The following is a 24,626-nucleotide window of genomic DNA, read 5'->3' on the forward strand; positions in this document are numbered from 1 at the left end:
CATCAGGCGTGCTCGGAAATATCGGTCGGCAGTCCGTCCAACCAGCCGGGATCGAGCTTTGGAACGGATGCGAAAAGCAGTTTCGAATAGGGGTGGCGCGCACCGGCAGGCAATTGGTCATTGGCCAGCATTTCGACCATTTCTCCATGCTGCATCACCATAACCTGATCGCAGATCGACTGTACTGTGGAAAGATCGTGGCTGATGAAGACATAGGATAGCCCCAGTTCTCGCTGCAGGTTCTTTAGCAGGTCGATGATGGCTGCGGCAACGACTGTGTCGAGGGCCGAGGTTATCTCGTCACATAGGATGATTGCGGGCTTGGCAGCCAGTGCTCTGGCAAAGTTGACGCGCTGCTTCTGGCCACCGGACAATTCGCCCGGCATTCGATGACGTAGGGCGCGGGGTAGTTGGACCATATCGAGGAGTTCGCCAACGCGGGCTTCACGAGCTGCGCCCGTCTGGCCATGATAGAAGGTCAATGGCCTGCCGAGAATATCGGCGACGGAGCGCGACGGATTGAGCGCAGTATCTGCCAGCTGGAAGACGATCTGCATGCGGCGCAGTTGCTCCTTGCTCCGCGCGCCAGCCGTCGGATCCAGTTCCCGTCCGTCGAGTTGCACATGGCCACGTGCCGCCGGCAGCAATCCGGCAATCACCCGTGCGAGCGTGGACTTGCCCGAGCCGCTTTCGCCGATCAGGCCAAGATTGTGGCCCCGTTCGAGCTTGCAGCTGACATTCCGAAGTACTGTCTTGTACGGTAGTCCGTTCGATTGGATTGGCCCGAAACCGGCGAAGATGTCGGTGACTTCAAGGAGGGGACGCTGGACTGAGGTTTCCGCTGCTGCCGGTGTCGGTGCAGCGAAAGGCTTGGGCTGGAAGGCGGCGAGCAGCTGGCGTGTGTAAGGATGGTTGGCAGATTCGAGGATCTGTGCGGTCGAGCCCTCTTCCTGAATTTCCCCACCTTTCAGCACGATGATACGGTCGGCAATCTGCGCGACGACTGCCAGGTCATGCGAGACATAAACCCCCGCCATGCCCCCTTTGCGCATGACGGATTTGAAGGCACGCAGCACTTCGATCTGGGTGGTCACGTCCAGCGCCGTGGTTGGTTCGTCGAAGATGACCAGCCTCGGGCCGCCAATCAAAGCCATGGCAGCAGCCAGACGTTGCAGCTGGCCACCGGAGACCTGATGCGGGTAGCGGTCTCCTATGGTCTCGGGATCCGGAAGTGCGAGTGCGTGAAAAAGCTCTATCGCCTTGATCTTTGCCTCGGTGCGGGACATCAACCGGTGAATACCAGCGACTTCGATGACCTGATCGATCAGGCGATGCGACGGATTGAAGGCAGCCGCAGCACTCTGCGGGACATAGGCCACATCCGTACCGCGCAGCTTCTGCCGGTCGCGTTCCGACATGGTGACGAGATCCCTCCCGCCGAGAAGCGTCTTGCCGCCGCTGATTCTGCAGCCGGTGCGCGTGTAGCCCATCAGAGTCAGGGCAATGGTGGTCTTGCCGGATCCGCTTTCGCCGATCAAGGCTACGATCTCGCCCTCATTGATGGTGAGGCTGACCCCCTTTATGATTTCAACCCGACGCCCGGCATCGGTTTGGGCTTCGACACGGAGGTCCTGGACTTCGACGAGCGGTTTGGTCATCAGCTGCGGTCCCGGATCTTGACTGGCAGATTGTCGATCAGGAGGTTGACGCTGATCGTTAGGCTGGCGATGGCGAGGCATGGGGCGATGACGGCAGGCGCTGCAAAGGCGAGGCCGCCGATGTTTTCCTTCACCAGTGACCCCCAGTCGGCGTTGGGCGGTTGTACGCCAAGACCAAGGAAAGAGAGACCGGACAGAAGCAGCACGATGAAGACGAAGCGCAGACCGAGATCAGCAAGCACCGGACCAGTTATGTTCGGCAGGATCTCCTGGAAGATAAGATAGAGCGTCTTTTCACCGCGGGCACGGGCCACTGCCACGTAGTCCATAGTGTTGCAATTGACTGCGAGCGCCCGGGCGAAGCGGTAGGAGCCGGGCGTGTATATGACCGCCAGAAGGATTACCAGAACCGGGATCGAAGAGCCGATTGCCGCGACCATGACCAGACCAAACAACTTGGATGGGATCGAGTTGAGCGCATCCAGGACCCTGCTCAGAATGGTGTCGAAATACCCTCCGGTTACTGCAGCCGTCATGCCCAGGACCACGCCCGAAAAACAGGCGATGCAGACCGCGCCGAAGGAAATGCCAACTGTATAGCGTGTTCCGAGCAGGATCCGTGAGAAGATGTCCCGACCAAGATAGTCTGAGCCCAACCAGAGCTGTTCGGACATGGGGCCGAAGAAATCGAAGTCGACGATATCGCCTGGGGCGTGCGGGGCGAAGGTCGGGCCGATGACCGCGATGACCGCCCAACACAGGATGATCAGACCGGAGATAATGCCGGTCGCGTTCATCCGCATGCCGAAACGAGGCGAAGAAACGGGTGTCTGGCTCATTTGCGCAGCCTCGGATTGGAGAGAATGGCAATGATGTCGGCGATGGTGATCAAAAGCAGGAATCCGAAGCAGAAGATCATGGCGCAGCTCTGGATCAACGGCAGGTCGCGCGTTGATACTGCGTCCACCATCAGTTTGGCTATGCCGGGATAGTTGAAGATGGTCTCGACAATAATCACGCCTCCCAAGAGATAGGAGAGGGACAGGGCAATGGCATTGGCGATCGGTCCGATGGCATTGGGCAGGGCATGGCGCAGCACCATGCGGGTGGGGGACGCGCCTTTCAGCAGTGCCATTTCAACATAGGGCATTTTCAGTGCGTCGATCACGGCAGCGCGGGTCATGCGGATCATCTGGGCCGAGATCACGAAGGTGAGAGTGATCACCGGCATGGCGAAGACCTTCAGCAGTTGCCCGAAACCCTGAACTTCATTTGCGAGCGAGAGGGCCGGCAGCCACTTGAGCCAGACGGCAAAGACGAGCACGGCGAAAGTTGCGATCAGAAACTCCGGAACTGAGATGACCGAAACGATCGCAGCCGTGACCATGCGGTCGTAGGACGAGCCACGATACATGGCGGTGGTGACACCGAGAAACAGAGCGAGCGGCACTGCGATCGCACTCGTTACAGCTGCCAGTCGCAGGGTGTTGGCGAGCCGTCCGCCGATCATGTCCGCAATCGGCATGTTGTTGGCATAGGACATGCCAAAATCGCCTTGCGCCATACCCAGCAGCCACTGGCCATAGCGGACAAGAGCTGGGGAATCGAGATGCATGGCTTCGCGCAGGCCTGCTACCGCTTCGGGTGTCGCGGCCTGACCCAGCAGTATTTCTACAACATCGCCCGGCAAAAGCAGGGTAGCGCCGAAGACGACGAAGGATACGATGAGGAGCGTGAGCAGTGTCACGCCGAGCCGGCCAAGGACCAGCAATGTCATTTGTCCCGGCATTCTGGCTGTCCTCAGATGCAGTCGGAAGAGAGAACCGGAAGTTTTTGCCTCCGGTTCGATCCTTGTAGCATATCAGGCTTCGATCCAGACATATTCCGCCATAGCGTAGCCCATCTGCCCGCCCAGCGGATTGGGTTCGAGACCTTTCAGCTTGGTCTGCTTGGCGTCCACATTGGAGAGATAGACCGGAATGACTGTGCCAGCCTCGTTGGCCACCATCGTCTGCATCTCGCCATAGATGGTCTTTCGTTTCGCAGTGTCCAGTTCACCTCGAGCCTCAAGCAGCATGGCATCGAATTTCGCGGACTTGTAACGGCTTTCGTTCCACGGCGCATCCGATGCATAAAGCAGCGAGAACAGAATGTCGGGGGTTGGTCGTGGATTGATATTGCCGAAGTGAACCGGGGCTTTGAGCCAGTAGTTGGACCAGTATCCGTCCGAGGGAACACGCTGGATATCGAATGTCATGCCGATCTTGCTGCCAGCCTGTTGCAGGACGGTGGCCATTTCGACCGATGCCGTGGCGGCATCAGATGCCACGACAGGAATAGTCTGTCCAATGAGGCCACCTTTCTTGAAGTGGAATTTTGCCTTTTCCGGGTCAAAGGCGCGAGGCTTCAGATCCGCGTTATGGTATATGTTCATTGCCGATATCGGTTGGTCATTGGCAATCTCCGCCAAGCCCCGCATAACCGACTTCTGGATCAGCGCGCGATCGAAGAGCGATTTGACGCCTTCAATCAGGTCCATCTTGCTGCCGGGCTCCATGTCCATGCGGAAATTCAGATTGGTGTAGTTGCCTGAGGTCGATTTTACCACCTCGACACCCTTTGCGTTTTCCAGCAGGCGCATAGACTGCGGCTTGATCGAAGCGCCGACATGAATATCACCCGAGAGCACTGCGTTGACGCGGGCCATATCGTCGGAGATCGCGAAGTATTCGAAGCTGTCGACATGGGCGCCGCCGGGCTTGAAATAGTTTTCATTGCGGCTCATCAGCGAGCGGACGCCCGGTTCGAAGCGTTCCAGTTTGAAGGCGCCAGTGCCGATCCCCTTGCTGAAATCGGTGGTCCCATCCTGCACGATCATGAAATGATGCATGGCCAGGATGGTCGGCAGGTCCGCATTCGGTGCGGAAAGTGTGATCTCGACGGTCAGCGGGTCGAGGGACTTGATCTGCTCCATCTGTTTGGCAATCGCGTTAACTTTGGAGCCGGTCGCCTCGTCGAGGTGACGCTTTAAGGAGTATACAACATCGGCCGAAGTCAACGACTTGCCGTCATGGAAGGTCACGCCCGACTTTAGCTTGACGATCCAGACCTTGGCGTCCTTGCTTTCGATGCTGTCGGCAAGCTCCATTTGCAGCGTTCCACCGTTGGCGAGGAAGGTCAATCGGTTGTAAAGAGCGCAACAGCGAACATAGTCTGTTGAAAGCGAGGCCTTGGCCGGATCAAGCGTGTCCGATGTCGATGATGACCAGCCGGCGGCCTTGAAGTGACCGCCCTTTACCGGCGTTGCGGCGATGGCAGAAGTTGCCCGTGCAAAGAGCGAGCCGCCTGCGGCAAGCCCGATGCCGCCGGCAAGAAACATGAGAAGCATGTCTCGGCGTGTCGCGCCAAGACGAATTGCATTTTCGACCATCGCGTCGTCGGCGTCGGTCCAATTGGTGATTTCGTTGTTGCTCATCGTGATTCCCCTTTTATTTGAGCTTGCTTAGTTTTGATCATTGGCAAGCGGCCACGGCTTGGGAGGATCGCAGTCGCTACCAACAGCATTTTCTATCGGGGCTCCCGTCCCGACATCTCAGCGGTTAGAGCCCTTGATGCGCTTTTGCAGGAGGTATCTTTCGAGACGTAGTGTGCGTCCCTTTGCTGCCGCGAATGCTCCGAATATCCGCTCTGTGCGGCATAAAATGCCGTTTTTGACGCGTGTCTGGGATACAGACATCAATAGCCCCTCGTGCGATCAACCAGCCCAGGTATCGGAAGACCCGCTTTGTGCGCCCGGATGCCGGCGATCACATGTCGTGCTCCATCGTCTGCTCGGGTCTGGCAGGCGATGTGCGGTGTCAGCACGATCTGCTGATGGTTCCAGAAAGGATGCTCGGCCGGTAGGGGTTCTGGCTCCGTCACGTCTAGCCACGCGTTTGAGAGCTGGCCGCTGGCCAGCGCCTCTAGCAGCGCATTGTGATCGAGCTGGCGACCGCGCCCGGCGTGAACCAGAGCCGCGCCTGGCGGCAGCTTAGAGAAGAGCCCAGCATCGAGAATACCAGCAGTATCTGGCGTGAGCGGCAGCAGGCAGATCAGAATGTCCGTGCGGGAGAGGAAGGTGGAGAGGTCCGTAAAGGTTTCCACGCCAGGGATCTGTCGGGCGCTGCGGCTCCATCCGGCCAGCGGAAAGCCGAAGGGTGTCAAAGCCTGCAGCACCGCTTTTCCGAGTTGACCGAGACCCATGATGCCCACTCGTCTTTCGCGCGCGGGAACGTTGCGTCCCGGTTGCCAGAGGCTTGAGGGCCGCTGATGGATGTAGCGTGGCAAGTCACGGTGAAGGGCAAGTACCGCGAGCGTAACGTATTCCTGCATCTGCTCGGCCAGTCCAGGCTCCAGCATCCGTACAACGTCGACTTTCCGCGGGAGGGCCGCGAGGTCGAGCTGGTCGACGCCTGCGCCGACCGAGAATAGCAGCTTCAGATTAGGGTAGCGGCTCGCGACATCCGGCGGGGCGGTCCAGGCAACGAGATATTCTATTGCCGCGGGGTCCGGAGCCGTGTCTCGGTGGAAGGGCAGGTCTGGCAGTTCGGTGGCGAAATGCGCGGCAAAGACTTCGCCACGCTGCGCCTCTGAGGTGTAAAGTACAGCCATGTCTCAAGCCATCGCTGCCCGGACATCCGGGTCCGCCAAGGTCTGGTCCAAGGTCTTGCGGGTGCGCTCAATGATTTCGGCGATGTCATCCTCGGTGCAGCAGAGCGGAGGGGCGTAACCAACCACACCTTGCATAAAGGCACGAATGACCAGGCCGTTGTCCCAGGCCCGGTCGAAAATGCGAGTGGAAGCCTTGGCGCTCGCCGGCAGTGGAGTCTTTCGTTCCTTGTCGGTGACCAGTTCCAGCGCGGCCAGCATACCGCGACCGCGCACGTTGCCGACCAGCGGATGGTCTGCCAGCGAGGCAAGCCCCTGCTGGAGCAAGGCCCCGACCTTGCGTCCGTTGTCGAACAGGCCATTTTCGTAGAGGTCGAGGACTGCCAAGCCGATAGCAGCGCTGACAGGATGGGCGGAATAGGTGAAGCCGTGGCCGATGGCGGCAGGGCCGGCTGCATCGGCCATCACCTGGTACATATGGTCCGACAGGAATAAAGCACCCATCGGTACATAACCTGAGGTCAGACCTTTTGCGGTGGTCATCATATCGGGGACGATGTCTTCTTCCAGGCATGCAAAAATGGGACCGGTGCGTCCAAAGCCGGTGATGACCTCGTCTGCAATGAAGAGAATGTCCATGGCCTTGCAGGCCTCACGCATGGCCTTGACCCAGCCTGTCGGCGGTACGATGACGCCGCCTGATCCCTGGATCGGCTCAAGATAGAAGGCTGCCACCTTGTCTGCGCCGCCCAGCGCCTCGACCTTGGCCGTGAGGGCAGCCAGCGAGGCGGCTATGATCGCCTCCGGACGGTCGCCCGCCGGATTGCGATAGCTGTAATGCGAGGGGATCTTGTGCTGCCAAGTATAGGGAACGCCGAATCCGGTATGGAAGGCAGGCAGGGCAGTGAGGCCCGAACCCACTGTCGTGGATCCATGATAGCCCTGCTCGACAGAGAGGAAGTGTTCCTTCTGCGGCTGACCCTTGGCCTGCCAGTAGTAGCGCACGAAGCGGACAGTGGTATCGATTGCATCCGAACCGCCGAGCGTGAAGAACACATGAGTCAAATCGCCCGGGGCATGTTCGGCTAGGCGCGAAGCCAGCCGGATGGCGGGTTCCGAGCCCAGGCCGAAATAACCGGTCGCATAGGGCAGTTCCCGCAGCTGCTTCGTTGCAGCTTCGATGATGCTCTCGTGTCCATAACCCGCATTGACGCACCAAAGACCGGCAAAGCCGTCGAGCAGCGTACGGCCGCTCGCATCGGTCACGGTTGCCCCCTTTGCAGATTTCAAAACGCGGACCCCGGCCGCTTCATGGCCCCGCCAGCTGGCGACAGGATGGATGAGGTGGGCACGGTCGAGTTCGACCAGCGAATTCGCAAGCATGGAAGGTCCTTTCTTACCAGGCCGACATTTTGTCGGGGCGGCATGGGTTCAGCCGAGCGCCTGCGCGGCAAGTGCAAATGTTTGGTAGCTTCCGGCCGACCTGTTCTGTGTCGGTCCGAGCCGCATCGCGATACCGCCGCCGACATGGATCAAGCCCCGTTCTGCAAGCCATGGGGCAAGGCCAGTCGTTGCGCCGGTATCGACGCGCAGGAAGCGTCCAGCACTCTCGGCGAGGATATGGGACAGCAGACGGCGCGCCTGGTCCGTGTTTCGGGCGATGACAGGGCCGGCGACTTCACCAAAGCCGAAGGCACGCACCGAAGCATAGGCTGTGATCGCGCGGTTTTCTCGGATAACAATGATCCGGCCGAGTTTGACGAGTTCGCCGATGAGTCTTGTTCGATCCATTCCGGTTGCTGCCTCATCAAGCTTTGCCAGCATCGTCACGTCATACTCGCACGCTATCCCCAGGTCTCCATCGTCGCAAAGTTCTGTAGTCCCTGTAGGGACTAAAGCGGTGCCCTGTAGTTGAAGGATCTCACCGACTGCCCGGAAGCCTAGCTTTTCGTAAAGCGGCAAGCCCTCACGGGTCGCCACGAGCCGCCACTCTCTGGGATGCAGAAGGCTCATGACGTTCGTCATCATCTTTCGTCCAAGACCTTTGCCGCGCATGCGCCCATCGACGATGATCATGTTGATTGTCGCGGTATCCCCAAAGGGCGTGGCAAGCGCGGTCGCGACAACATCGCCATTCTCTACGGCAACTATGCCTTTAGACAGGGTCAGGAAGAGTTTCCAGTCCTCGGCCCTGTGAGGCCATTTCTCTGCCTGCGACAGTTGCAGGGCTCCGGCGAGATGCCGGGGCTCCATCGGCTGAATGGTGAAGGTGTCATCGGTCAACATGTGAACCTGCGCTGGAGAAGGGCTGATGTCTCCAATATTAAGTCCGGGATCAGCAAAGATGCCGCGCTTGGCCTTTGTGCTGGCGGTATCTTTGGCTGTTCGGATACCACCTGAAAGCATGATCTGCCAGAATGATGGCAAGGCGGGGCCAGTTGAGGGACCGGTGCCTTGTGAAGGCGCAATAAGTTGCCGAGATGGCTGCCGGATACGGCTGAATATGCTTCTGGATGGGGTGAATGCGGCGGTGGCTTTCCCCTCGGCCGGATAGGATTAAGTCAAGGGCCCGGTTCGGGCTTCAATTGCACCTCCCGCCATCCGGCGGCTACATCACGGGGATAAAGATGACCTTCCGTCCAAAATACGTGACCTTCGATTGTTATGGCACTCTCATTAACTTCGACATGGCTGGTGCCGCGCGGCGCATTTATGGCGACATTCTGGACGAAGCGCAGATGACCGTATTCATCCGTGACTTCGCCGCCTATAGGCTTGATGAGGTACTGGGGGCATGGAAGCCTTACGCGGATGTAGTGCACAATGCCCTGAAGCGCAGCTGCAAGCGTAACGGCGTGGTGTTTCGCGAAGAAGATGCACTGCGTGTCTATCATGAGGTGCCGACCTGGGGTCCCCATCCGGACGTTCCGGAAGGTCTTGCCAGACTTGCCAAGGAGATCCCGCTCGTCATCCTCTCCAACGCAATGAACAGTCAGATCATGTCGAATGTGGAGAAACTCGGCGCGCCCTTCCACAAAGTCATCACGGCGGAAGATGCCGGCAGCTACAAGCCGCAGATGAACGGCTTTGAATACATGTTCGATATACTTGGCTGCGGGCCGCAAGACGTGACCCATGTGTCGTCCTCGTTCCGCTACGATCTGATGACGGCTTACGATCTCGGGATCAAGTCTAAGGTTTGGGTCAACCGCCGTCACGAGCCGGCCAATCCATTCTACGAATACACCGAGATCAAGGACATCGGCGGCTTGCCCGGCGTATTCGGCATCTGAGATCCGGCGAGGAGCCGCACAAGCTTCAGGAACTGACCCATGAAATTTGCATCTTATTGGCAGGATACGGCGCCTGCCTTCACCGGCGGCGCAATTGCTGTACCTTCAGGGGTCTATGACGTTGCTGTGATCGGGGCTGGGTTTACGGGGCTCGGCGCCGCGCGGCGTCTGGCAAAGGAAGGTCGCCGGGTGATTGTGCTAGAGGCTGAAACCGTCGGCTTTGGCGCCTCGGGGCGTAATGGTGGCCATCTCAATAACGGCGTAGCCCACAGCTTCACCGGTGCCATCGCTACCTATGGGGTGGAGACGGCCAAGGCCATGTACAAGGCTTTCGATGACGGTATCGACACCATAGAGCGGATCATTGCGGAGGAGGGGATCGATTGTAGTTTTCGCCGGGCCGGTAAGCTGAAGCTGGCCTCCAAGCAGCAGCACTACGAGGGCCTTGCCCGCAATCTCGACGCGATCAACCGCACGGTCGATCCCGACACCGCAATGCTCACGAGAGCAGAGCTTGCCGGGGAAATCGGTTCCGACATCTTCCACGGCGCCATGCTGCAAAAGAAGAGCGCGATGATGCATATGGGCCGTTTCGTTGTGGCACTGGCGGAAGCGGCAGCCCGGCACGGAGCCCACATCCATGAGAAAACGCCCGTGACCGGTCGGCGCCAGATGGCCGCTGGGCATGAGTTGGAAACGCCTAAGGGCATCGTGCAGGCGAGGAAGGTGGTGCTGGCGACCGGTGCATATACGCCCAAGACGTTTAGCTTCTTCCGTCGCCGCATCGTGCCCGTCGGCAGCTTCCTGCTCGCTACCCGTCCTCTGACGGATACGGAAGTGCAGTCGGTCATGCCGGGCAACCGCACCTGTGTTACATCGCTGAATGTAGGCAATTACTTCCGCCTGGCACCCGACAACCGCCTGATCTTTGGCGGTCGTGCGCGGTTTGCCGCGACCTCGAACCAGACCTCGGACGAAAAGAGCAGCCGCATCCTCAAGGATGCACTCAAGGGCATCTTTCCTCAGCTGGGGGATATCGCAGTAGACTATTGCTGGGGTGGTCTGGTCGATATGACAAAAGACCGTTTCCCGCGCGCAGGTGAAGCGGACGGCGTGCATTTCGCCATGGGCTATTCCGGCCACGGAGCACAAATCGCCACCCATATGGGCGAAATCCTTGCCGATCAGCTGCTCGGCCTCACTCGGAGCAATCCCTGGGCCGATCTCCCCTGGCCCGCTATCCCCGGCCATCTTGGCCAGCCGTGGTTCCTGCCGCTGGTTGGCGCCTACTACAAGTTCAAGGATCGGATCGGATAAACAGCCCCGATCAAATCAGGTATGGAAATTGGGCGGGCAGCGAACCCGCCCATTCGTTTCAAAGGCCACCGATGTGGAAGGCCTTGGTTTCCAGATATTCTTCGATCCCTTCTCGTGCGCCCTCGCGGCCAAGGCCGGATTGCTTAACACCGCCAAAAGGGGAAACGGCCATGGAAATGGCACCGGTATTGAGACCGACCATACCCGATTCCAAGGCTTCGCCTACACGCCAGGCGCGAGCCATGTCGCGAGTATAGAAATAGGCGGCAAGGCCGAAGGGGGTGTCGTTGGCGATATTCACCGCTTCCTCCTCCGTCTCGAAGCGGAAGAGGGGGGCTACGGGGCCAAAGGTTTCCTCGGATGCCAGCTGCATCTCCGTGGTGCAACCGGTGAGCACCAGCGGAGCGGCAAACCGGCTCCCTTCAGGTGTCTCGGCGCTGGCCGCGATTGTCGCACCCTTGGCGAGCGCATCCGTCACGTGGCGGTTGATCTTCTCCACTGCCGCGCTGTTGATCATCGGCCCGATGACCACTCCACTCTCCAGACCGGAGCCAACTTTCATCGCGGAGACCCGCTCAGATAGCTTCGCGGCAAAGGCGTCATAGATACCCGACTGTACGAGAATACGATTGGAGCAGACGCAAGTCTGGCCGCCATTTCGGAACTTCGAGGCAATGGCGCCTTCAACGGCAGCATCCAGATCCGCGTCGTCGAAGACAATGAAAGGCGCGTTTCCGCCCAGTTCTAGGCTGAGGCGCTTCACCGTCGGAGCGCACTGCGCCATCAGCAAGGAGCCGACGCGTGTGGAACCTGTAAAGGACAGCTTACGCACGATCGGGTTGGCGGTGAGTTCGGCTCCGATCTCAGCTGGCAAGCCAGTGACAATGTTGATGACGCCCGCCGGAATGCCAGCGCGCTCGGCCAGCACCGCGAGCGCCAGCGCCGAATAGGGGGTGAAGTCGGATGGCTTGATCACCACGGTGCAGCCTGCGGCCAGTGCTGGAGCCACTTTGCGGGTGATCATTGCATTGGGGAAATTCCATGGCGTGATGATCGCCGAAACTCCCACCGGCTCCTTGAGGGCCAGGATCTTTCGATCAGTGCTCGGCGAGGGGATGATACCGCCCTCTATGCGTCGTGCTTCCTCGGCAAACCATTTCACGAAGGATGCGCCGTAGATGATTTCGCCACGTGCCTCGGTCAGCGGCTTGCCCTGCTCCAGCGTCAGGATGAGCGCAAGATCCTCCGTATGCGTCTCCATCATGGTGAACCAGCGCTCAAGCTTAGCTGCCCGTTCGGCATTCGGCACCTGGCGCCAGCTGCGGAATGCAGCCTCTGCGGCTTCTATTGCGCGGCGGGTGTCTTCAGCTGACATATCCGGGACCATGCCGATGGTCTGGCTGGTGGCAGGATCGGTGACCTCGATGGTTTTGCCAGTCGAAGCGTCACACCAGACGCCGCCGATCACGCTCTGTTGGCGGAACAGGTCCGAATCCTTGAGGCCGGCCAGAAGGTCAGAGATTGCATTCGTCATTATCTTGTCCTCAATCCAGTGCCGAGATGACGGCCTGGGTAATCTCATCCGTCTTGTTCTGCCCCGGCACGGTACCGATGCCTTGGGCGGTTACCGTTTCCATGGCGGTCATGATGCGGGCCGCCGCTTCTACTTCGCCCAGATGTTCCAGCATCATGGCGACAGACCAGATGGCTGCCAGCGGGTTGGCGATGCCCAGATGCGCGATATCAGGCGCGGAGCCATGAACCGGTTCGAACATGGAGGGGGCGGAGCGGTCCGGGTTGATGTTGGCGGAGGCGGCAAAGCCTAGACCGCCCTGGATGGCTGCTCCCAGGTCGGTCAGGATGTCGCCGAAGAGATTGGAGGCGACCACCACGTCTAGGCTTTCCGGCGCCATCACCATACGGGCGGCAATGGCATCGATGTGATAGTGGCTGATGGCAACGTCCGGATATTCGGCGGCCAACTCCTTCGTCACCTCGTCCCAGAAGACCATGGAGTATTTCTGCGCATTGGATTTGGTGACAGAAGCCAGTCTGCCGCTGCGCTTGCGGGCCTGCTCGAAGCCGAAACGCAGGATACGTTCGACGCCAGCGCGGGTGAAGACAGCGGTTTCGACGGCCACCTCGTCCTTCGTGCCCTGATGCACGCGCCCGCCTGCCCCCGAATACTCGCCTTCCGTATTCTCGCGGATGCAGAGAATGTCAAAGCCGCCCTTGCGTAGCGGGCCTTCAACACCGGGCAGAAGCCGGTGCGGACGGATGTTGGCATATTGCACGAAGGCCTTTCGGATCGGCAGCAGCAGGCCATGCAGGGAGACCGAATCCGGCACCTTTTCGGGCCAGCCGACGGCGCCCAGACAAATGGCGTCAAAGCTGCGCAGAGTGTCGATGCCATCCTGCGGCATCATCTGCCCGGTCTGCAGATAGAAATCGCAGGACCAGGGGAAGGTGACGGCTTCCAGTCTGCCCGGCAGGGCCTTTGCGGCAACGACAAGCGCGGCTTCTGTGACCGGAATACCAATGCCGTCGCCGGGGATAACTGCAATACGATAGGTGGTCATGTTCCCTCACAGGCCGATGAGCACGCTCTTTGAGCGGCGATTGGCGTGGTAGGCGTCCCGCCCTAGATCTTTACCGATGCCGGACGACTTGTAGCCTCCCGTCGGCAGGATGTGATCGCGCGAGCGCCCATAGCGGTTGATCCAGATGGTGCCTGCCTCGATGCGGTGAAGGCTCTTCAGAGCCCGGGAGAGGTCGCGTGTATAGATCCCGGCAGCGAGGCCATAGGTGAGATGCTCGGCCAGCGAGAAGGCTTCTTCATCCGTCTCGAAGGTCTGCAAAGTCAGCACTGGGCCGAACACTTCCTCGCGCACAGCGGTGTTGTCCTGGGCCACATTGGTGAGTAGCGTCGGCTGGTAGAAATAGCCTGGATGATCTATCTCGCGTGCGCCGGTCAGCACCTCTGCGCCCTCACTGATCGCAGCCTGCACAAGGCTGTGGACACGGGCACGCTGCCGGGCAGAGATGCACGGTGAATAGTCGGTGGTCTCGTCCCAGCCAGGGCCGGGCTGCGGACCACTCATTAGCGAGGTCAGCCGCTCTGCCAACTCATTTGCGATGCTGCTATGGGCAATGACACGGCTCCCGGCCACACAGGCCTGCCCACCGTTGAAGAGGATGGAGCGGGCGATACAATCCGCAGCAAGCGCGATGTCCGCGTCGGCAAAGACGAGCTGCGGGCTCTTGCCTCCAAGCTCCAGCGTCATTGGCTTGATGCCGGTGCGTGCGATATTTGCCATGATGGCTGCGCCCGCTGCCGTAGAACCGGTGAAGCTGACCTTGGCGACATCGGGGTGGCCGGTCAACGCATTGCCTGTAACTGGGCCATCTCCCAGGACCACGTTAACGAGCCCGGCGGGAATGCCCGCCTCGACTGATAGCGCGGCCATACGCAGGGTGGCGAATGGCGTCATTTCAGAGGGTTTCAAAACCACCGCATTTCCAGCTGCGAGGGCGGGTGCCATCTTCCACCCGGCCATGGAAAGGGGAAAGTTCCACGGCGTAATGGCACCGACGACGCCATAGGGCTCCGTCACGATCATGCCGAACTGGTTGCCGGCAGTCGGCACCACATTCCCGCCTTCCTTGTCGGCAAGTTCTGCAAAGAAGCGGATCTGTTCGGCTGTCACGGCAATGTCGCCGGCAATCAACTGGTTGATCAGGCGCGTCGAGGGTACGGCTTCCAGTTGCGCAAGTTCTTCTGCATGCCGTTCGATCAGATCCGCCCAGCGGAGCAGCGCATTGGTGCGTTCTCGCGGGCGGCAGGTGCCCCAGCCGGTCTCCTTCTGCGCCTTGCGGGCGGTAGTGACTGCCTGATCCACACGGGTCGCATCGGCGACCGGGCAAGCGGCGAATTCCATACCATCCGACGGGCGGTGCATGGCCAAGACCGGCACATCTTCCACGAAGCTGCCGCCGATGAAATGGCCGGACCGGAAGGAAACTGAGTCGGGATCGAAGGAGATGGACATTTTTGGGCTCCGGTAAATCTCCGCCGATCCTATCGGCTGGTCCCCGCAAGCATCCGCCAATTGTCATGACCGGGCGGCGTATTGCTCTGTTCACAAGGGCGGCGACGCAATTCTGTGCGGCTGCTTGTGGGCTGGCGAAGCCTGATCATGAAGGATAGGGCAGCTTTGCCGCAGTATATCCTGCTGCAAGGCACTTCTTCGGCATGAACTGTGCAGCAAAGCGCAGATGATGGTCGGCAGAGACGTGCTCGGCATGGAGACTTTTTGAATGGGTTTTTCTGATCCAGCTTTTTCGGTCGAAATGCTGCTGGCGGATCTTGTGGCCTTCCCGGTACTACCGGGTGCGGCAAATGATGCGATTGCTCAGTATGTGCGCAGCTATCTCGCCTCCCACGGGGTAGAGTGTACGGTGCTGCCCGGACCGGATGGCGATCGGGTCAATCTGTTTGCCACCATCGGCCCGAAAGACGTGCCCGGTTATGTTCTCTCGGGCCATATGGATGTCGTCTCGGTTGAGGGACAGAAATGGTCTGCCGATCCCTTTCGCCTGACAGATCGTGACGGGAGGCTGACAGGGCGGGGCACCACCGATATGAAGGGGTTTCTTGCCTGCATGCTGGCAGCCGTTCCCCTATTTCAGGCGGCAGGGCTTAAACGTCCCGTGCATCTCGCCTTTTCCTATGACGAGGAGATCGGCTGCCGGGGCGTACCGCACATGATCGCCAGACTGCCGGATCTCTGCGCACCGCCGAAAGGTTGCATTGTCGGCGAGCCCACCGACATGCGGCCGGTCCTCTCTCACAAGGGAAAGCAGGCGATAGAGATCACCTTCACCGGAAAGGCGGCACACAGCTCTCAGCCGGCGCTAGGAGAAAACGCTCTTTATCCAGCGGCAGAACTCATCCTGTTCATTCGTGATCTTTTGGCGCGCATGGAAGCAGAAGGGCCCTTCGACACGCGCTTCTCCCCGCCGTCTTCGACAATTGTGGCTGGCATTGTGTTGGGAGGGAGCGCGGTCAACATCATTCCTGATCTGTGCCGACTCGCTTTTGAGGTACGCTCGGTTCCGGGTGTGGCCCCACAGGATGTGAGCGCCAAAGTTCTCGAAAAGTTGCACTTGCTGCTTGGTTCTGCCGAGGCGGCAGGGCGGAAGATTTCAGCTACCTGGACGGAGCTTTCGAGCTATCCCGCTCTCGCTCCCACGCAGGACGCTGCCTTCGTAGACATCGTAGAACGGTTGTCGGGCGGTCTGGCGATCCCATCGGTCAGCTATGGGACGGAAGCCGGGCTTTTCCAGGAGGCTGGCATCCCCTCGATTGTCTGCGGCCCTGGTTCAATCACACGAGCGCATCGCCCGGACGAATACATCCTAAGAGACGAGCTTGCTGCCTGCATGACCATGCTGCAGCGACTGGCGCGAGGACTGGCGGCCTGAAGGACGCCAGTGGCGGGCATCAGTAGCACACTACGTAGATCTTGCGCACGGTCTCGATGGTCCGCCATGTCCCGACGAAACCAGGTTTCATGACGAAGCTGTCCCCGGCCCTATAGGTAATTGGCTCTTGGCCGGTCTCGGTGATCTCCACCACGCCCTCAATGATATGGCAAAATTCGAAGGTCTCGCCCTTGATGGAATGGGTAAGGCCCGGTGTTGCCTGCCAGACGCCCGACTTGATTTTGCCATCCCGGGATTCGTCCATTGCCCAGGTCGAGAACTCAGGCGTGCCTGAAATCAATCGTTCGGGTGCAGGGAAGGCAAGGGTGGGTTCAAAGGTGGGGTTGTGGTCAAGGGTCTTGATGTGGCTCATATCTGCTCCGGATCGTGACTTTTTCCGGACCATCAGACCCAATTATGACGCTCGCTTTGTGCTGTCGTTCGCAGTCAATCAGGATGTCATGCGGAATTTGGGGGCCAAGCCAAAGATCCTGCGGCGATTGCTTCACTTTCTGCTGGAGCAAAATCCGAGCGGAGTGAAACGAGGATCGAAGCGATGAAGTATCGCCTAGGTGGTGTGATCATCATCGTCACGCATGCCGGTCCCCGGATCGATGTGGCAGCTGTGGTGGAGAGGCTGGGCTGGTCGTGTCAAGGATTATGAAGGCGGCGCATGGGCGCATTTCTTTGCAAACCCCGTTGTCGGCGTTGGCACTGCAAAAGTCGTGCTGCTGACCTGCTACGAGCAGCTCCTTGTTTTGCCGATCCTGCAATCGGCATTTTACCACACCGACGCCATCGTAGCGGCTGGAAACGGCTGGTGGACTGAGGGAACGTCGGTCATCGATATTCAGAAGGCGAGCAGCAAAGCCGGGGCACGCCTGTATTGTTTAAAAACGGACGGATTTGTACTTTAAAATGGACGCTTATTAAGTTAAGAATGGTCGCATGCCTGAAAAGTCAAATTCGAAATCCCTTGTCGACCGTAAAGTCCTACCTCTTATAGAGGCAGCTCTCACTGACACCCGTGTAGTATTGATATCTGGGCCACGACAATCGGGCAAGACGACCCTCGCGCGCATGTTCTCGGACAGGAATCGACCATATATCACATTGGATGATGCGGGTACTTTAAACGCCGCTAAAGCCGATCCCACAGGGTTTATACGGGGGATTAAGCGAGCGGTTATCGACGAGGTCCAACGAGCCCCTGATCTGATACTTGCGATCAAGGCAAGCGTGGATGACGATCAGGAGCCGGGGCGGTTTCTGCTCACGGGCTCCGCCAATCTCGCGACCATTCCGGCGATTGCTGACTCGCTCGCAGGCCGAATGGCAGTCGTTCCGCTTCTTCCCTTCGCGCAGGCCGAAATCCGGTCAAGTCCCGGCCTCATGCTTGATCGACTTTTCGCAGGGGAGGAGCCCGCGATCGAAGGTGAGGTTGTTCTGGGCAAGGACATGATGAACATGGTTCTGGCTGGCGGCTATCCTGAAGCCTTGAGGCGAACCACGGCGGCCCGGCGCGTCTCATGGCTGGAAGACTATGTCAGTCTGATTCTGGACCGCGACGTGCGCGACATTGCCAACATCGATCAGCTCGATCGGTTGCCGCGCCTCCTGAACGTCCTCGCGGAACATGCCGGGCAGCTGATCAACAATAGCAGCTTCGGTTCTGCCTTGGGATTATCCGGGGTCACCGCTCAGAAATACATAGCAATCCTGGAGCGGCTATTCCTTATCAAAACTCTTGTGCCATGGTCGAACAACCGGCTCAGCCGACTTGTCAAGACGCCAAAGCTCCATTTCATCGATACAGGACTTCTGGCGGCATTGCGCGAAGACGAACTCGTCAGGCTATACGATGACAAGACCCGATTTGGCGCGCTGCTGGAGAGTTTTGTCGTCTCCGAACTGATGAAGCTGGCGTCCTGGTCTGAGAGACGCGTATCTTTTTCGCACTACAGAACGAAGGATCTGGATGAGGTCGATGTCGTAATTGAAGATCGGCGTGGTCGGATCATCGGTATTGAAGTGAAGGCGTCTGCGACCGTCAAGACCGACGATTTTCGCGGGTTGCGCCAGCTACAGGCCGCGGTGGGTGATCGATTCATACGTGGACTTGTCTTGCATGATCATGACCGCATCACGCCGTTCGCAGAACGCCTGCAGGCAGCACCGCTATCAATCCTTTGGTCGATGTGAAGTGGATTTATCGGCCTATGCGGTTTGCATTGTGGCAGCGGCAGCGAGAAACGCTTTGCGCTTTTAGAGCGGAGTTCGACCTGATTGAATCATTCTGCGGCAAGGGATTTTCGTCAGGATCGGGGATTTTGCCGAAGGGCTTGGCCGTGTATGCGATAAGCTTCGCCACGCGCCCTTCGTCCCAAGTGGAACGAACCGGTTTGGGCCAACCGAATTGATCCAATCAGATCGAACCCCGGGTAGCAGCAATTTCTCCCTGATGTTCAACAGGCCGTTAACCGAGATAATTGCGACAGGCTCCCTTTTCTCCCTTTTCAACGAAAGGCGCTTGCAATGGCCCGCAAGGTTTCCTTGGACTTTGCATCTGTCAGTGAGGAGTGCAGCACGATGGATGAAGAGGGAAGGGGCGGTAGACCAAACTTTTCGCCCACATCCTGAAATTCCGGCGGAGCCAGACGTCTCGGGAGCGCCGCTATGCCAAGCCCCGCAGACACTGCGGCGATGATCGCGCTTACGCCTCCTCCAGAGAAAGCCTCAATCCACGGAATTCCTGCATCGGTCAGGATTTGTGCAGCAAGGTTGGATACGCTGCAATGTGGACTAAGATTAACGACCCTGATCGGTCGACCTTTTCGATGCTCGTAATGTGCAGAAGCGAACCATCCTACGGGCTCAGGGCATAGAAGTGTGCCATCCCGCCTGTCCTCATCGCTGCGGATGATAACGGCATCCAGCGTGCCATCCATGAACGCGTCCAGGAGCAGCCGCGAGCTATCGAGTCTGACTTCCATCGTGATGGCGGGGTCCAGTTCCTTCAACCGCCCCAAAAGAACCGGAACTTCAGGCCCCATTACATGGCAGGCAATCCCTAATCGGAACTGCCTTCGATGCACAGCCAGGTTCGACAATGCGCGTTCATGCGCGGCCAGAAAATCCTTGGCCGGTTCGATGAACATTTCACCCTGGGAGGAAAGACGTACCATTCTCGGCGTACGCTCAAGAAGACGCTGACCCAATCGATCTTCCAATCGGCGAACCTTGACGCTCAAAGTTCCCTGGCTTGTACCCAAAGCCTCGGCCGCCCTAGTAAAGCTCTTCAGTTCCGAGATGGTTACAAAGGCCCGAACGGCTTCCACATCCAAAATGCTCATCGGCTATCTCGATTTGTTGTCACAGTAATATACATCCATATCATTTTGTTGCGATGCATACAAATGTATATCGGTAGATATAAATCAGATTAAATTGTATTAATAAAATGATATGCGAAATGCATTTAATTAATACAAATAGATTTTATAAAATAGGAAGTTAACGTGCCAAATATATCTGCGCGCAATAAAATCGCTCTGGTGGCGGTATGTCTTTCAGCGGTCATGCTAGGATTGGAAATCACAAGCATTCCATCCATCCTGCCGGTGCTTGAGAAGGTACTGCCCGCGAATTTCAAGCAACTTCAGTGGATTATGAACGCCTACACGATCGCGATGTGCTCGGTCCTTGTCGCGATGGGAGCATTGGCTGACCAGTTCGGCCGCAAACGCATGTTCCTGATTGGCATTTTCGTCTTTGGTCTGGCATCGCTGCTGTGCGGCATTGCAACAAGCGCGCCTCTCCTGATCGCTGCACGCTTCCTGCAGGGATTGAGTGCGGCGGCGATGCTGGCCTGTCAGGTTGCCATCCTTTCGCATCAATTTCAGAATGGACCCGAAAGGGGAGTTGCATTCGCCTGGTGGGGCATAATTTTTGGTCTCGGATTGGGTTTTGGACCCATCATAGGCGGTGCGCTTGTTGAGCTTACGAGCTGGCACTGGGTCTTCCTGATCCATGTCGCCATTGCCGCTTTGACAATTCTTCTGGCACGTAGCGGTGTTCAGGAATCCGTAGATCCGAATGCCGGCAGGATCGATTTCCTGGGCATGGCAACTCTGTCAATCGGCGTTTTCGGGCTGGTTTATCTGATTACGCAAGGACAGGGCACTGATCTTCTCAGCAAGCCCAATCTGGTCATCATCGCGATCAGCATTATCATGTTCGCCGTCTTTGCTGTTGTCGAAACAAGGGTTGCCCGCCCCATGTTCGACTTCCAGGCATTCCGCGTTAGGAATTTTTCTGGCGCTCTGATGGGGGCAAGCGGCATGAATTTCAGCTTTTGGCCCTTTGTCATCTATCTGCCGATCTATCTGCAGGCGGTCTTGGGCTATGACAGCTTTGCGGCAGGTCTTACGGTGCTTGCCTATACGCTGCCAACGATTATCGTCCCCCCGCTGGCGGAACGACTTCTGATGAAGCGCGGCCCAGGATTTGTCATTCCCCTGGGATTGTCTGCAATCGGTATCGGTTTCATCTGCATGCGTCTGGTCATCGGAACCGATCAAGCCAGCTGGCTATCGCTCCTTCCTGGTTTCCTGTTGGCAGGCATAGGGCTTGGATTGACCAACACACCAGTTACCAACACGGCAAGCGGGTCCATGCCACCAGAACGCGCCGGCATGGCATCAGGTATGGAGTTCAGCGCCCGTATGATTTCACTTGCTCTTAACATCGCCGTGATGGGGTTCATCCTGGTCAAGGGCGTATCCCTCAACCTGCAGGTTTATGTGACCGCCACTGTATCCGCAGACGACTTGACATCCTTGGCCAATGCGCTGGCTGCCGGCAATCTCGCTGCGGTGGAGCCTTATGGAGTGAACCCTGAGGAAGCCCGCGCTGCACTTGCTGGCGGTTTTGTCTGGGTGCTTACATACGGTGCTTTGGCGCCCCTTCTTCTCGCGGCTATATCCCGCATCACCTTCACAAAACATCGCGAAACCTCTGCTGTGCAAAGTTGATCTCGTTGTACGAAGGCATTGAACTGTAAAGGATTTTTATATGCAAATAACCATCGAAACTCTTTCTCCGGCTATGGCAAGAATCCTGGACGTCAGCGCTGACGAAATCAGTGCAACGACACCGCTTTGCGGGAATGAGAAATGGGATTCTTTCGCTGTGCTGTCCGCTGTCGCATTTGCCATCGAGCATACCGGCCGGCAATTGACGATCAAGGATCTGGCCAACCTTGAGACCGTTGAAGACTTTCTGAAAATACTTCGTCAGTGAGCTTCGGCCAGTCAGATGCGTAACCGAAGTATTTCAGGCATTGCCATAAAGGCAATCACCGCTGCACTTCCGACGACAACCCTGGATACGGACTTCTTCTCCTCACTCTATGGAGAGAAGGAGGTTGCCCGGATTGTTAGGGGCACAGGGATCCGTTCAATTCGTGTTGCACAGCAGATAAGCACGTCTCAACTCATTGTCGCTGCGGTGAACCACCTCGCTCACAACACTCAACTCGACCTCGGGCAAGTCGATGGCTTGATCGTTGTCACCCAAACCCCGGACGATTGGAGTCCGGGTGTTGCCTATGCGGTGCATGAAGCATTGGATCTGGCTAAAGACGCGTTTGTCTGTGACATCAATGCGGGCTGTGCGGGCTATGTGTGTGGTCTGATACAGGCGGCATCGCTGATCGCATCGGGCGCCTGCGACAAAGTTCTTCTTTGCACCGGCGACCGGAACACACGCCTCACGGCAAATGAAGATTATCAGGTTCGCATGTTGTTTGGCGATGCGGCGTCGGCCACTCTGATTTGCAAAGGTGAAGACAAACTCGATTTCGTGACCGGCGCTGATGGGACCGGACGCAAATTGCTTGGTGTCGACCTGAGTTACGACAAGACCTCTGCTTCGGCAGCCACGGTTGCCTGCCTTAAAATGGATGGCGCGGCCGTCATGGGTTTCGTGATGAGCAGGGTGCCTGATGCCCTGATGTGCCTTTTGAATTCACTTCACCTTAAGGCGTCAGACATTGATCTTTTTGCCATGCATCAGCCGAACGAATTTGTCCTGAACTATTTGCGACGAAACATTGGCGTTGATGCCTCTGCGATGCCGATCGATGTTGATGGAGTCGGCAACACCAATTCAACCTCCATTCCACTCGTCCTTTGCCGAACAGAGACCGGAACAGGCTTAGGCAAAGCTAACACTATTCTATGCGGCTTCGGGGTTGGGCTGGCATGGAATGCACTTCACCTCGATCTATCAAAAACAAGATTTATTCAGCCAATAGACGTCGAAGACAAAACATTTTGAGAATTTCTTAAAAACCGGATTTATCAATAGGATATTCAATGTGTGGGATTGCAGGCTGGATTGACTTTAGCGGTCATTCTGCGGATCATCCGCGAATTCTCAAGGCTATGACAGATTCTATTTATCGCCGAGGCCCGGACGGAGAAGGCGCCTGGTCCGACTCCATCGCAGCGATAGGCCACAGACGCTTGGCGATCATTGATATCGAGCACGGCGCGCAACCGATGCAGTCGGTTGATGCGGATGGCTGTCGTGCTGTCATTTCCTTCTGTGGCGAAATATTCAATTGGCAGGAACTCCGGGCTGAGCTGCAAACGTTCGGCTATCATTTCGAAACCAACAGCGACACCGAAGTCATCCTGAAAGGTTTCCTCCATTGGGGGCAAGATGTCGTTGAGCATCTCAACGGCATGTTTGCGATTGCAATATGGGAGCCCCGGCGCCAGACGTTGCTCCTTCTGCGGGACAGGCTGGGCGTAAAGCCTCTGTTCTATTATCCGACCAGCACAGGCGTCGTTTTCGGATCAGAACCAAAAGCACTATTCCAGCATCCCCTGGTCAGTCCACGCGTGTCGCGAAACGGGCTGTGCGAAATTCTCGACATGACGAAGACGCCGGAAATGACGCCTTACGTCGGAATGTTCGAATTGCGGCCGGGCGGTCGGGCAGTCTTCGACCGCAACGGCTTCCGGAAAGACATTTATTGGCAGTTACAGGCCACGCATCACACGGACGATCTCGAGAGGACAATCGATACCGTAAGAAGTCTGCTCTCGGATACCGTACGGCGCCAACTCGTTTCAGACGTGCCTATCTGTACCCTTTTGTCAGGCGGCCTCGATTCGTCTGCGGTGACGGCACTGGCCGCCAATGTGCTTGGCAGGCAGCAACTAGCCTCCTTCTCCGTGGACTTTCGCCACAATCTTTCAAATTTCAGCGCTGATGGTGTGCGTGGAGCGGCAGATGCTCCATTCGCCCGCGAACTGGCCACCCATGCCGCAACACGGCATACGGAATTGCTGCTCGATAGTGATGAGATGCTCGATGAGACCGTGCGGCGAAACGTGCTCCACGCTGTTGACGCGCCTCCCGCCTATTGGGGGGACATGTGGCCATCTCTCTATCTGCTGTTCAGAGAGCTTTCCAAGCATTCCGTGGTGGCCCTTTCTGGCGAGGCGGCGGATGAAGTCTTTGGTGGATATCAATGGTTCCGTAATCCGGCTGCCATTCACGGAAAGACATTTCCATGGCTGACTGCCGGCTCTTCTCGCTATTTTGGCGGCGTGCAACTGCTCTCCCAGGACCTGCTCAATACGCTCGATCGTGACACCTACCGTGCAGAACGCTTTCAGGAGGCTCTGAGTGAGGTCCCTGTCCTCGAAGGCGAGTCGGATGTCGATCGCTCGATGCGCAGGGTTTCTTATCTTGCGCTGACACGGTTTCTGCAAACTCTTCTTGATCGCAACGACCGTATGAGCATGGCAGTCGGTGTCGAGGTGCGCGTGCCGTTCTGCGACCATCGACTTGTGGACTATGTGTTCAACGTTCCCTGGCAGATGAAAACCTTTGATGGGCGCGAGAAAAGCCTGCTCAGAGCGGCAACGAGGCCGTATTTGCCAGGCAGCATCGCGGATCGTATCAAGACACCCTATCCAGCAACGCAAGACAGAGCCTACGAAAACGGTCTGCGTAAGGAACTTGCCGAGGTTTTGTCAGACGGAAACGCTCCCGTCCGAAACCTGATCGATTGCTATAAAGCAAAAGCACTTCTGGCTTCCGAAGTGAGTGAAACGAGCCAGCCCTACAACCGGGGCAGCCTGGAAATGGCACTTTGGCTCAATCGATGGCTCACAGAATATCGCGTTGAGCTGGCCATATAGGATCTCAC

Annotated in this window: 21 protein-coding genes; 9 read left to right on the top strand and 12 right to left on the bottom strand. The window is 57.8% G+C overall.

Going from position 1 to position 24,626, the window contains the following annotated elements; translation table 11 throughout:
- Nucleotides 1–2 precede the first annotated feature (2 nt).
- From MUU53_RS04330 to MUU53_RS04360, 7 genes are all read right to left on the bottom strand, one after another.
- Entirely contained in the window at nucleotides 3–1,658 is a 1,656-nt protein-coding gene (locus tag MUU53_RS04330) for an ABC transporter ATP-binding protein (RefSeq protein ID WP_247259783.1), read from the bottom strand.
- A complete protein-coding gene (locus tag MUU53_RS04335; RefSeq protein WP_247259784.1) occupies nucleotides 1,658–2,497 on the bottom strand; it encodes an ABC transporter permease in 840 nt (279 codons plus the stop codon). The genes MUU53_RS04330 and MUU53_RS04335 overlap by 1 nt, the downstream gene beginning before the upstream one ends.
- On the bottom strand, nucleotides 2,494–3,447 hold the full coding sequence (locus MUU53_RS04340) for an ABC transporter permease (protein WP_247259785.1): 954 nt from the start codon (nucleotides 3,445–3,447) through the stop codon (nucleotides 2,494–2,496). The genes MUU53_RS04335 and MUU53_RS04340 overlap by 4 nt, the downstream gene beginning before the upstream one ends.
- A gap of 72 nt (nucleotides 3,448–3,519) precedes the next feature.
- Nucleotides 3,520–5,133, bottom strand: coding sequence for an ABC transporter substrate-binding protein (locus tag MUU53_RS04345; RefSeq protein ID WP_247259786.1), 1,614 nt, complete (start codon nucleotides 5,131–5,133; stop codon nucleotides 3,520–3,522).
- 260 nt (nucleotides 5,134–5,393) lie between these two features.
- Complete coding sequence (locus MUU53_RS04350) at nucleotides 5,394–6,308, bottom strand: 2-hydroxyacid dehydrogenase (RefSeq protein WP_247259787.1); 915 nt, start codon at nucleotides 6,306–6,308, stop codon at nucleotides 5,394–5,396.
- Nucleotides 6,309–6,311: 3 nt separating this feature from the next.
- Nucleotides 6,312–7,688, bottom strand: a complete 1,377-nt coding sequence (locus tag MUU53_RS04355) for an aspartate aminotransferase family protein (RefSeq protein ID WP_247259788.1) — start codon at nucleotides 7,686–7,688, stop codon at nucleotides 6,312–6,314.
- A gap of 48 nt (nucleotides 7,689–7,736) precedes the next feature.
- A complete protein-coding gene (locus MUU53_RS04360; RefSeq protein ID WP_247259789.1) occupies nucleotides 7,737–8,591 on the bottom strand; it encodes a GNAT family N-acetyltransferase in 855 nt (284 codons plus the stop codon).
- A 341-nt stretch (nucleotides 8,592–8,932) separates the two neighbouring features.
- Here MUU53_RS04360 and MUU53_RS04365 point away from each other — a divergent pair, with 341 nt between their 5' ends.
- Nucleotides 8,933–9,598, top strand: coding sequence for a haloacid dehalogenase type II (locus MUU53_RS04365; RefSeq protein ID WP_247259790.1), 666 nt, complete (start codon nucleotides 8,933–8,935; stop codon nucleotides 9,596–9,598).
- Between the two features lie 39 nt (nucleotides 9,599–9,637).
- Nucleotides 9,638–10,915: an NAD(P)/FAD-dependent oxidoreductase gene (locus tag MUU53_RS04370; RefSeq protein ID WP_247259791.1), complete on the top strand. Its 1,278-nt coding sequence runs from the start codon at nucleotides 9,638–9,640 to the stop codon at nucleotides 10,913–10,915.
- Between the two features lie 58 nt (nucleotides 10,916–10,973).
- Here MUU53_RS04370 and MUU53_RS04375 read toward each other — a convergent pair whose 3' ends face one another.
- From MUU53_RS04375 to MUU53_RS04385, 3 genes are read right to left on the bottom strand one after another with little or no spacing between them, the layout of a single operon-like run.
- The gene (locus tag MUU53_RS04375) at nucleotides 10,974–12,449 is read right to left on the bottom strand and encodes an NAD-dependent succinate-semialdehyde dehydrogenase (protein WP_247259792.1); all 1,476 of its coding nucleotides are present in this window, start codon (nucleotides 12,447–12,449) and stop codon (nucleotides 10,974–10,976) included.
- A gap of 10 nt (nucleotides 12,450–12,459) precedes the next feature.
- Nucleotides 12,460–13,494, bottom strand: a complete 1,035-nt coding sequence (locus MUU53_RS04380; RefSeq protein WP_247259793.1) for a tartrate dehydrogenase — start codon at nucleotides 13,492–13,494, stop codon at nucleotides 12,460–12,462.
- 6 nt (nucleotides 13,495–13,500) lie between these two features.
- Nucleotides 13,501–14,964 carry an aldehyde dehydrogenase family protein gene (locus MUU53_RS04385; RefSeq protein ID WP_247259794.1) on the bottom strand — a complete coding sequence of 488 codons (1,464 nt, stop codon included), beginning with the start codon at nucleotides 14,962–14,964 and terminating at the stop codon, nucleotides 13,501–13,503.
- Between the two features lie 268 nt (nucleotides 14,965–15,232).
- On the opposite strand from MUU53_RS04385, the gene argE reads away from it, so the two are divergent.
- Complete coding sequence (gene argE, locus MUU53_RS04390; protein WP_247259795.1) at nucleotides 15,233–16,399, top strand: acetylornithine deacetylase; 1,167 nt, start codon at nucleotides 15,233–15,235, stop codon at nucleotides 16,397–16,399.
- A gap of 19 nt (nucleotides 16,400–16,418) precedes the next feature.
- Here argE and MUU53_RS04395 read toward each other — a convergent pair whose 3' ends face one another.
- On the bottom strand, nucleotides 16,419–16,772 hold the full coding sequence (locus MUU53_RS04395; RefSeq protein WP_247259796.1) for a cupin domain-containing protein: 354 nt from the start codon (nucleotides 16,770–16,772) through the stop codon (nucleotides 16,419–16,421).
- A gap of 223 nt (nucleotides 16,773–16,995) precedes the next feature.
- Here MUU53_RS04395 and MUU53_RS04400 point away from each other — a divergent pair, with 223 nt between their 5' ends.
- Entirely contained in the window at nucleotides 16,996–17,316 is a 321-nt protein-coding gene (locus tag MUU53_RS04400; RefSeq protein WP_377307284.1) for a nitrilase-related carbon-nitrogen hydrolase, read from the top strand.
- Nucleotides 17,317–17,347: 31 nt separating this feature from the next.
- Entirely contained in the window at nucleotides 17,348–18,601 is a 1,254-nt protein-coding gene (locus MUU53_RS04405; RefSeq protein ID WP_247259798.1) for an ATP-binding protein, read from the top strand.
- Between the two features lie 314 nt (nucleotides 18,602–18,915).
- Here the strand turns inward: MUU53_RS04405 and MUU53_RS04410 are convergent, their stop codons facing one another.
- Nucleotides 18,916–19,752 carry a LysR family transcriptional regulator gene (locus tag MUU53_RS04410; RefSeq protein ID WP_247259799.1) on the bottom strand — a complete coding sequence of 279 codons (837 nt, stop codon included), beginning with the start codon at nucleotides 19,750–19,752 and terminating at the stop codon, nucleotides 18,916–18,918.
- A 165-nt stretch (nucleotides 19,753–19,917) separates the two neighbouring features.
- On the opposite strand from MUU53_RS04410, the gene MUU53_RS04415 reads away from it, so the two are divergent.
- The 4 genes from MUU53_RS04415 to asnB are packed head-to-tail and all read left to right on the top strand — an operon-like array spanning nucleotide 19,918 to nucleotide 24,618.
- Entirely contained in the window at nucleotides 19,918–21,432 is a 1,515-nt protein-coding gene (locus MUU53_RS04415) for an MFS transporter (RefSeq protein ID WP_343229098.1), read from the top strand.
- A gap of 40 nt (nucleotides 21,433–21,472) precedes the next feature.
- The gene (locus MUU53_RS04420; RefSeq protein ID WP_247259800.1) at nucleotides 21,473–21,700 is read left to right on the top strand and encodes a hypothetical protein; all 228 of its coding nucleotides are present in this window, start codon (nucleotides 21,473–21,475) and stop codon (nucleotides 21,698–21,700) included.
- A 15-nt stretch (nucleotides 21,701–21,715) separates the two neighbouring features.
- Nucleotides 21,716–22,738, top strand: coding sequence for a 3-oxoacyl-ACP synthase III family protein (locus MUU53_RS04425; protein ID WP_247259801.1), 1,023 nt, complete (start codon nucleotides 21,716–21,718; stop codon nucleotides 22,736–22,738).
- A 38-nt stretch (nucleotides 22,739–22,776) separates the two neighbouring features.
- Nucleotides 22,777–24,618, top strand: coding sequence for an asparagine synthase (glutamine-hydrolyzing) (gene asnB / locus MUU53_RS04430; protein WP_247259802.1), 1,842 nt, complete (start codon nucleotides 22,777–22,779; stop codon nucleotides 24,616–24,618).
- Nucleotides 24,619–24,626 lie beyond the last annotated feature (8 nt).

The organism is Affinirhizobium lemnae, assembly GCF_022968395.1.
GTDB classification, from domain to species: Bacteria; Pseudomonadota; Alphaproteobacteria; order Rhizobiales; family Rhizobiaceae; genus Neorhizobium; species Neorhizobium lemnae.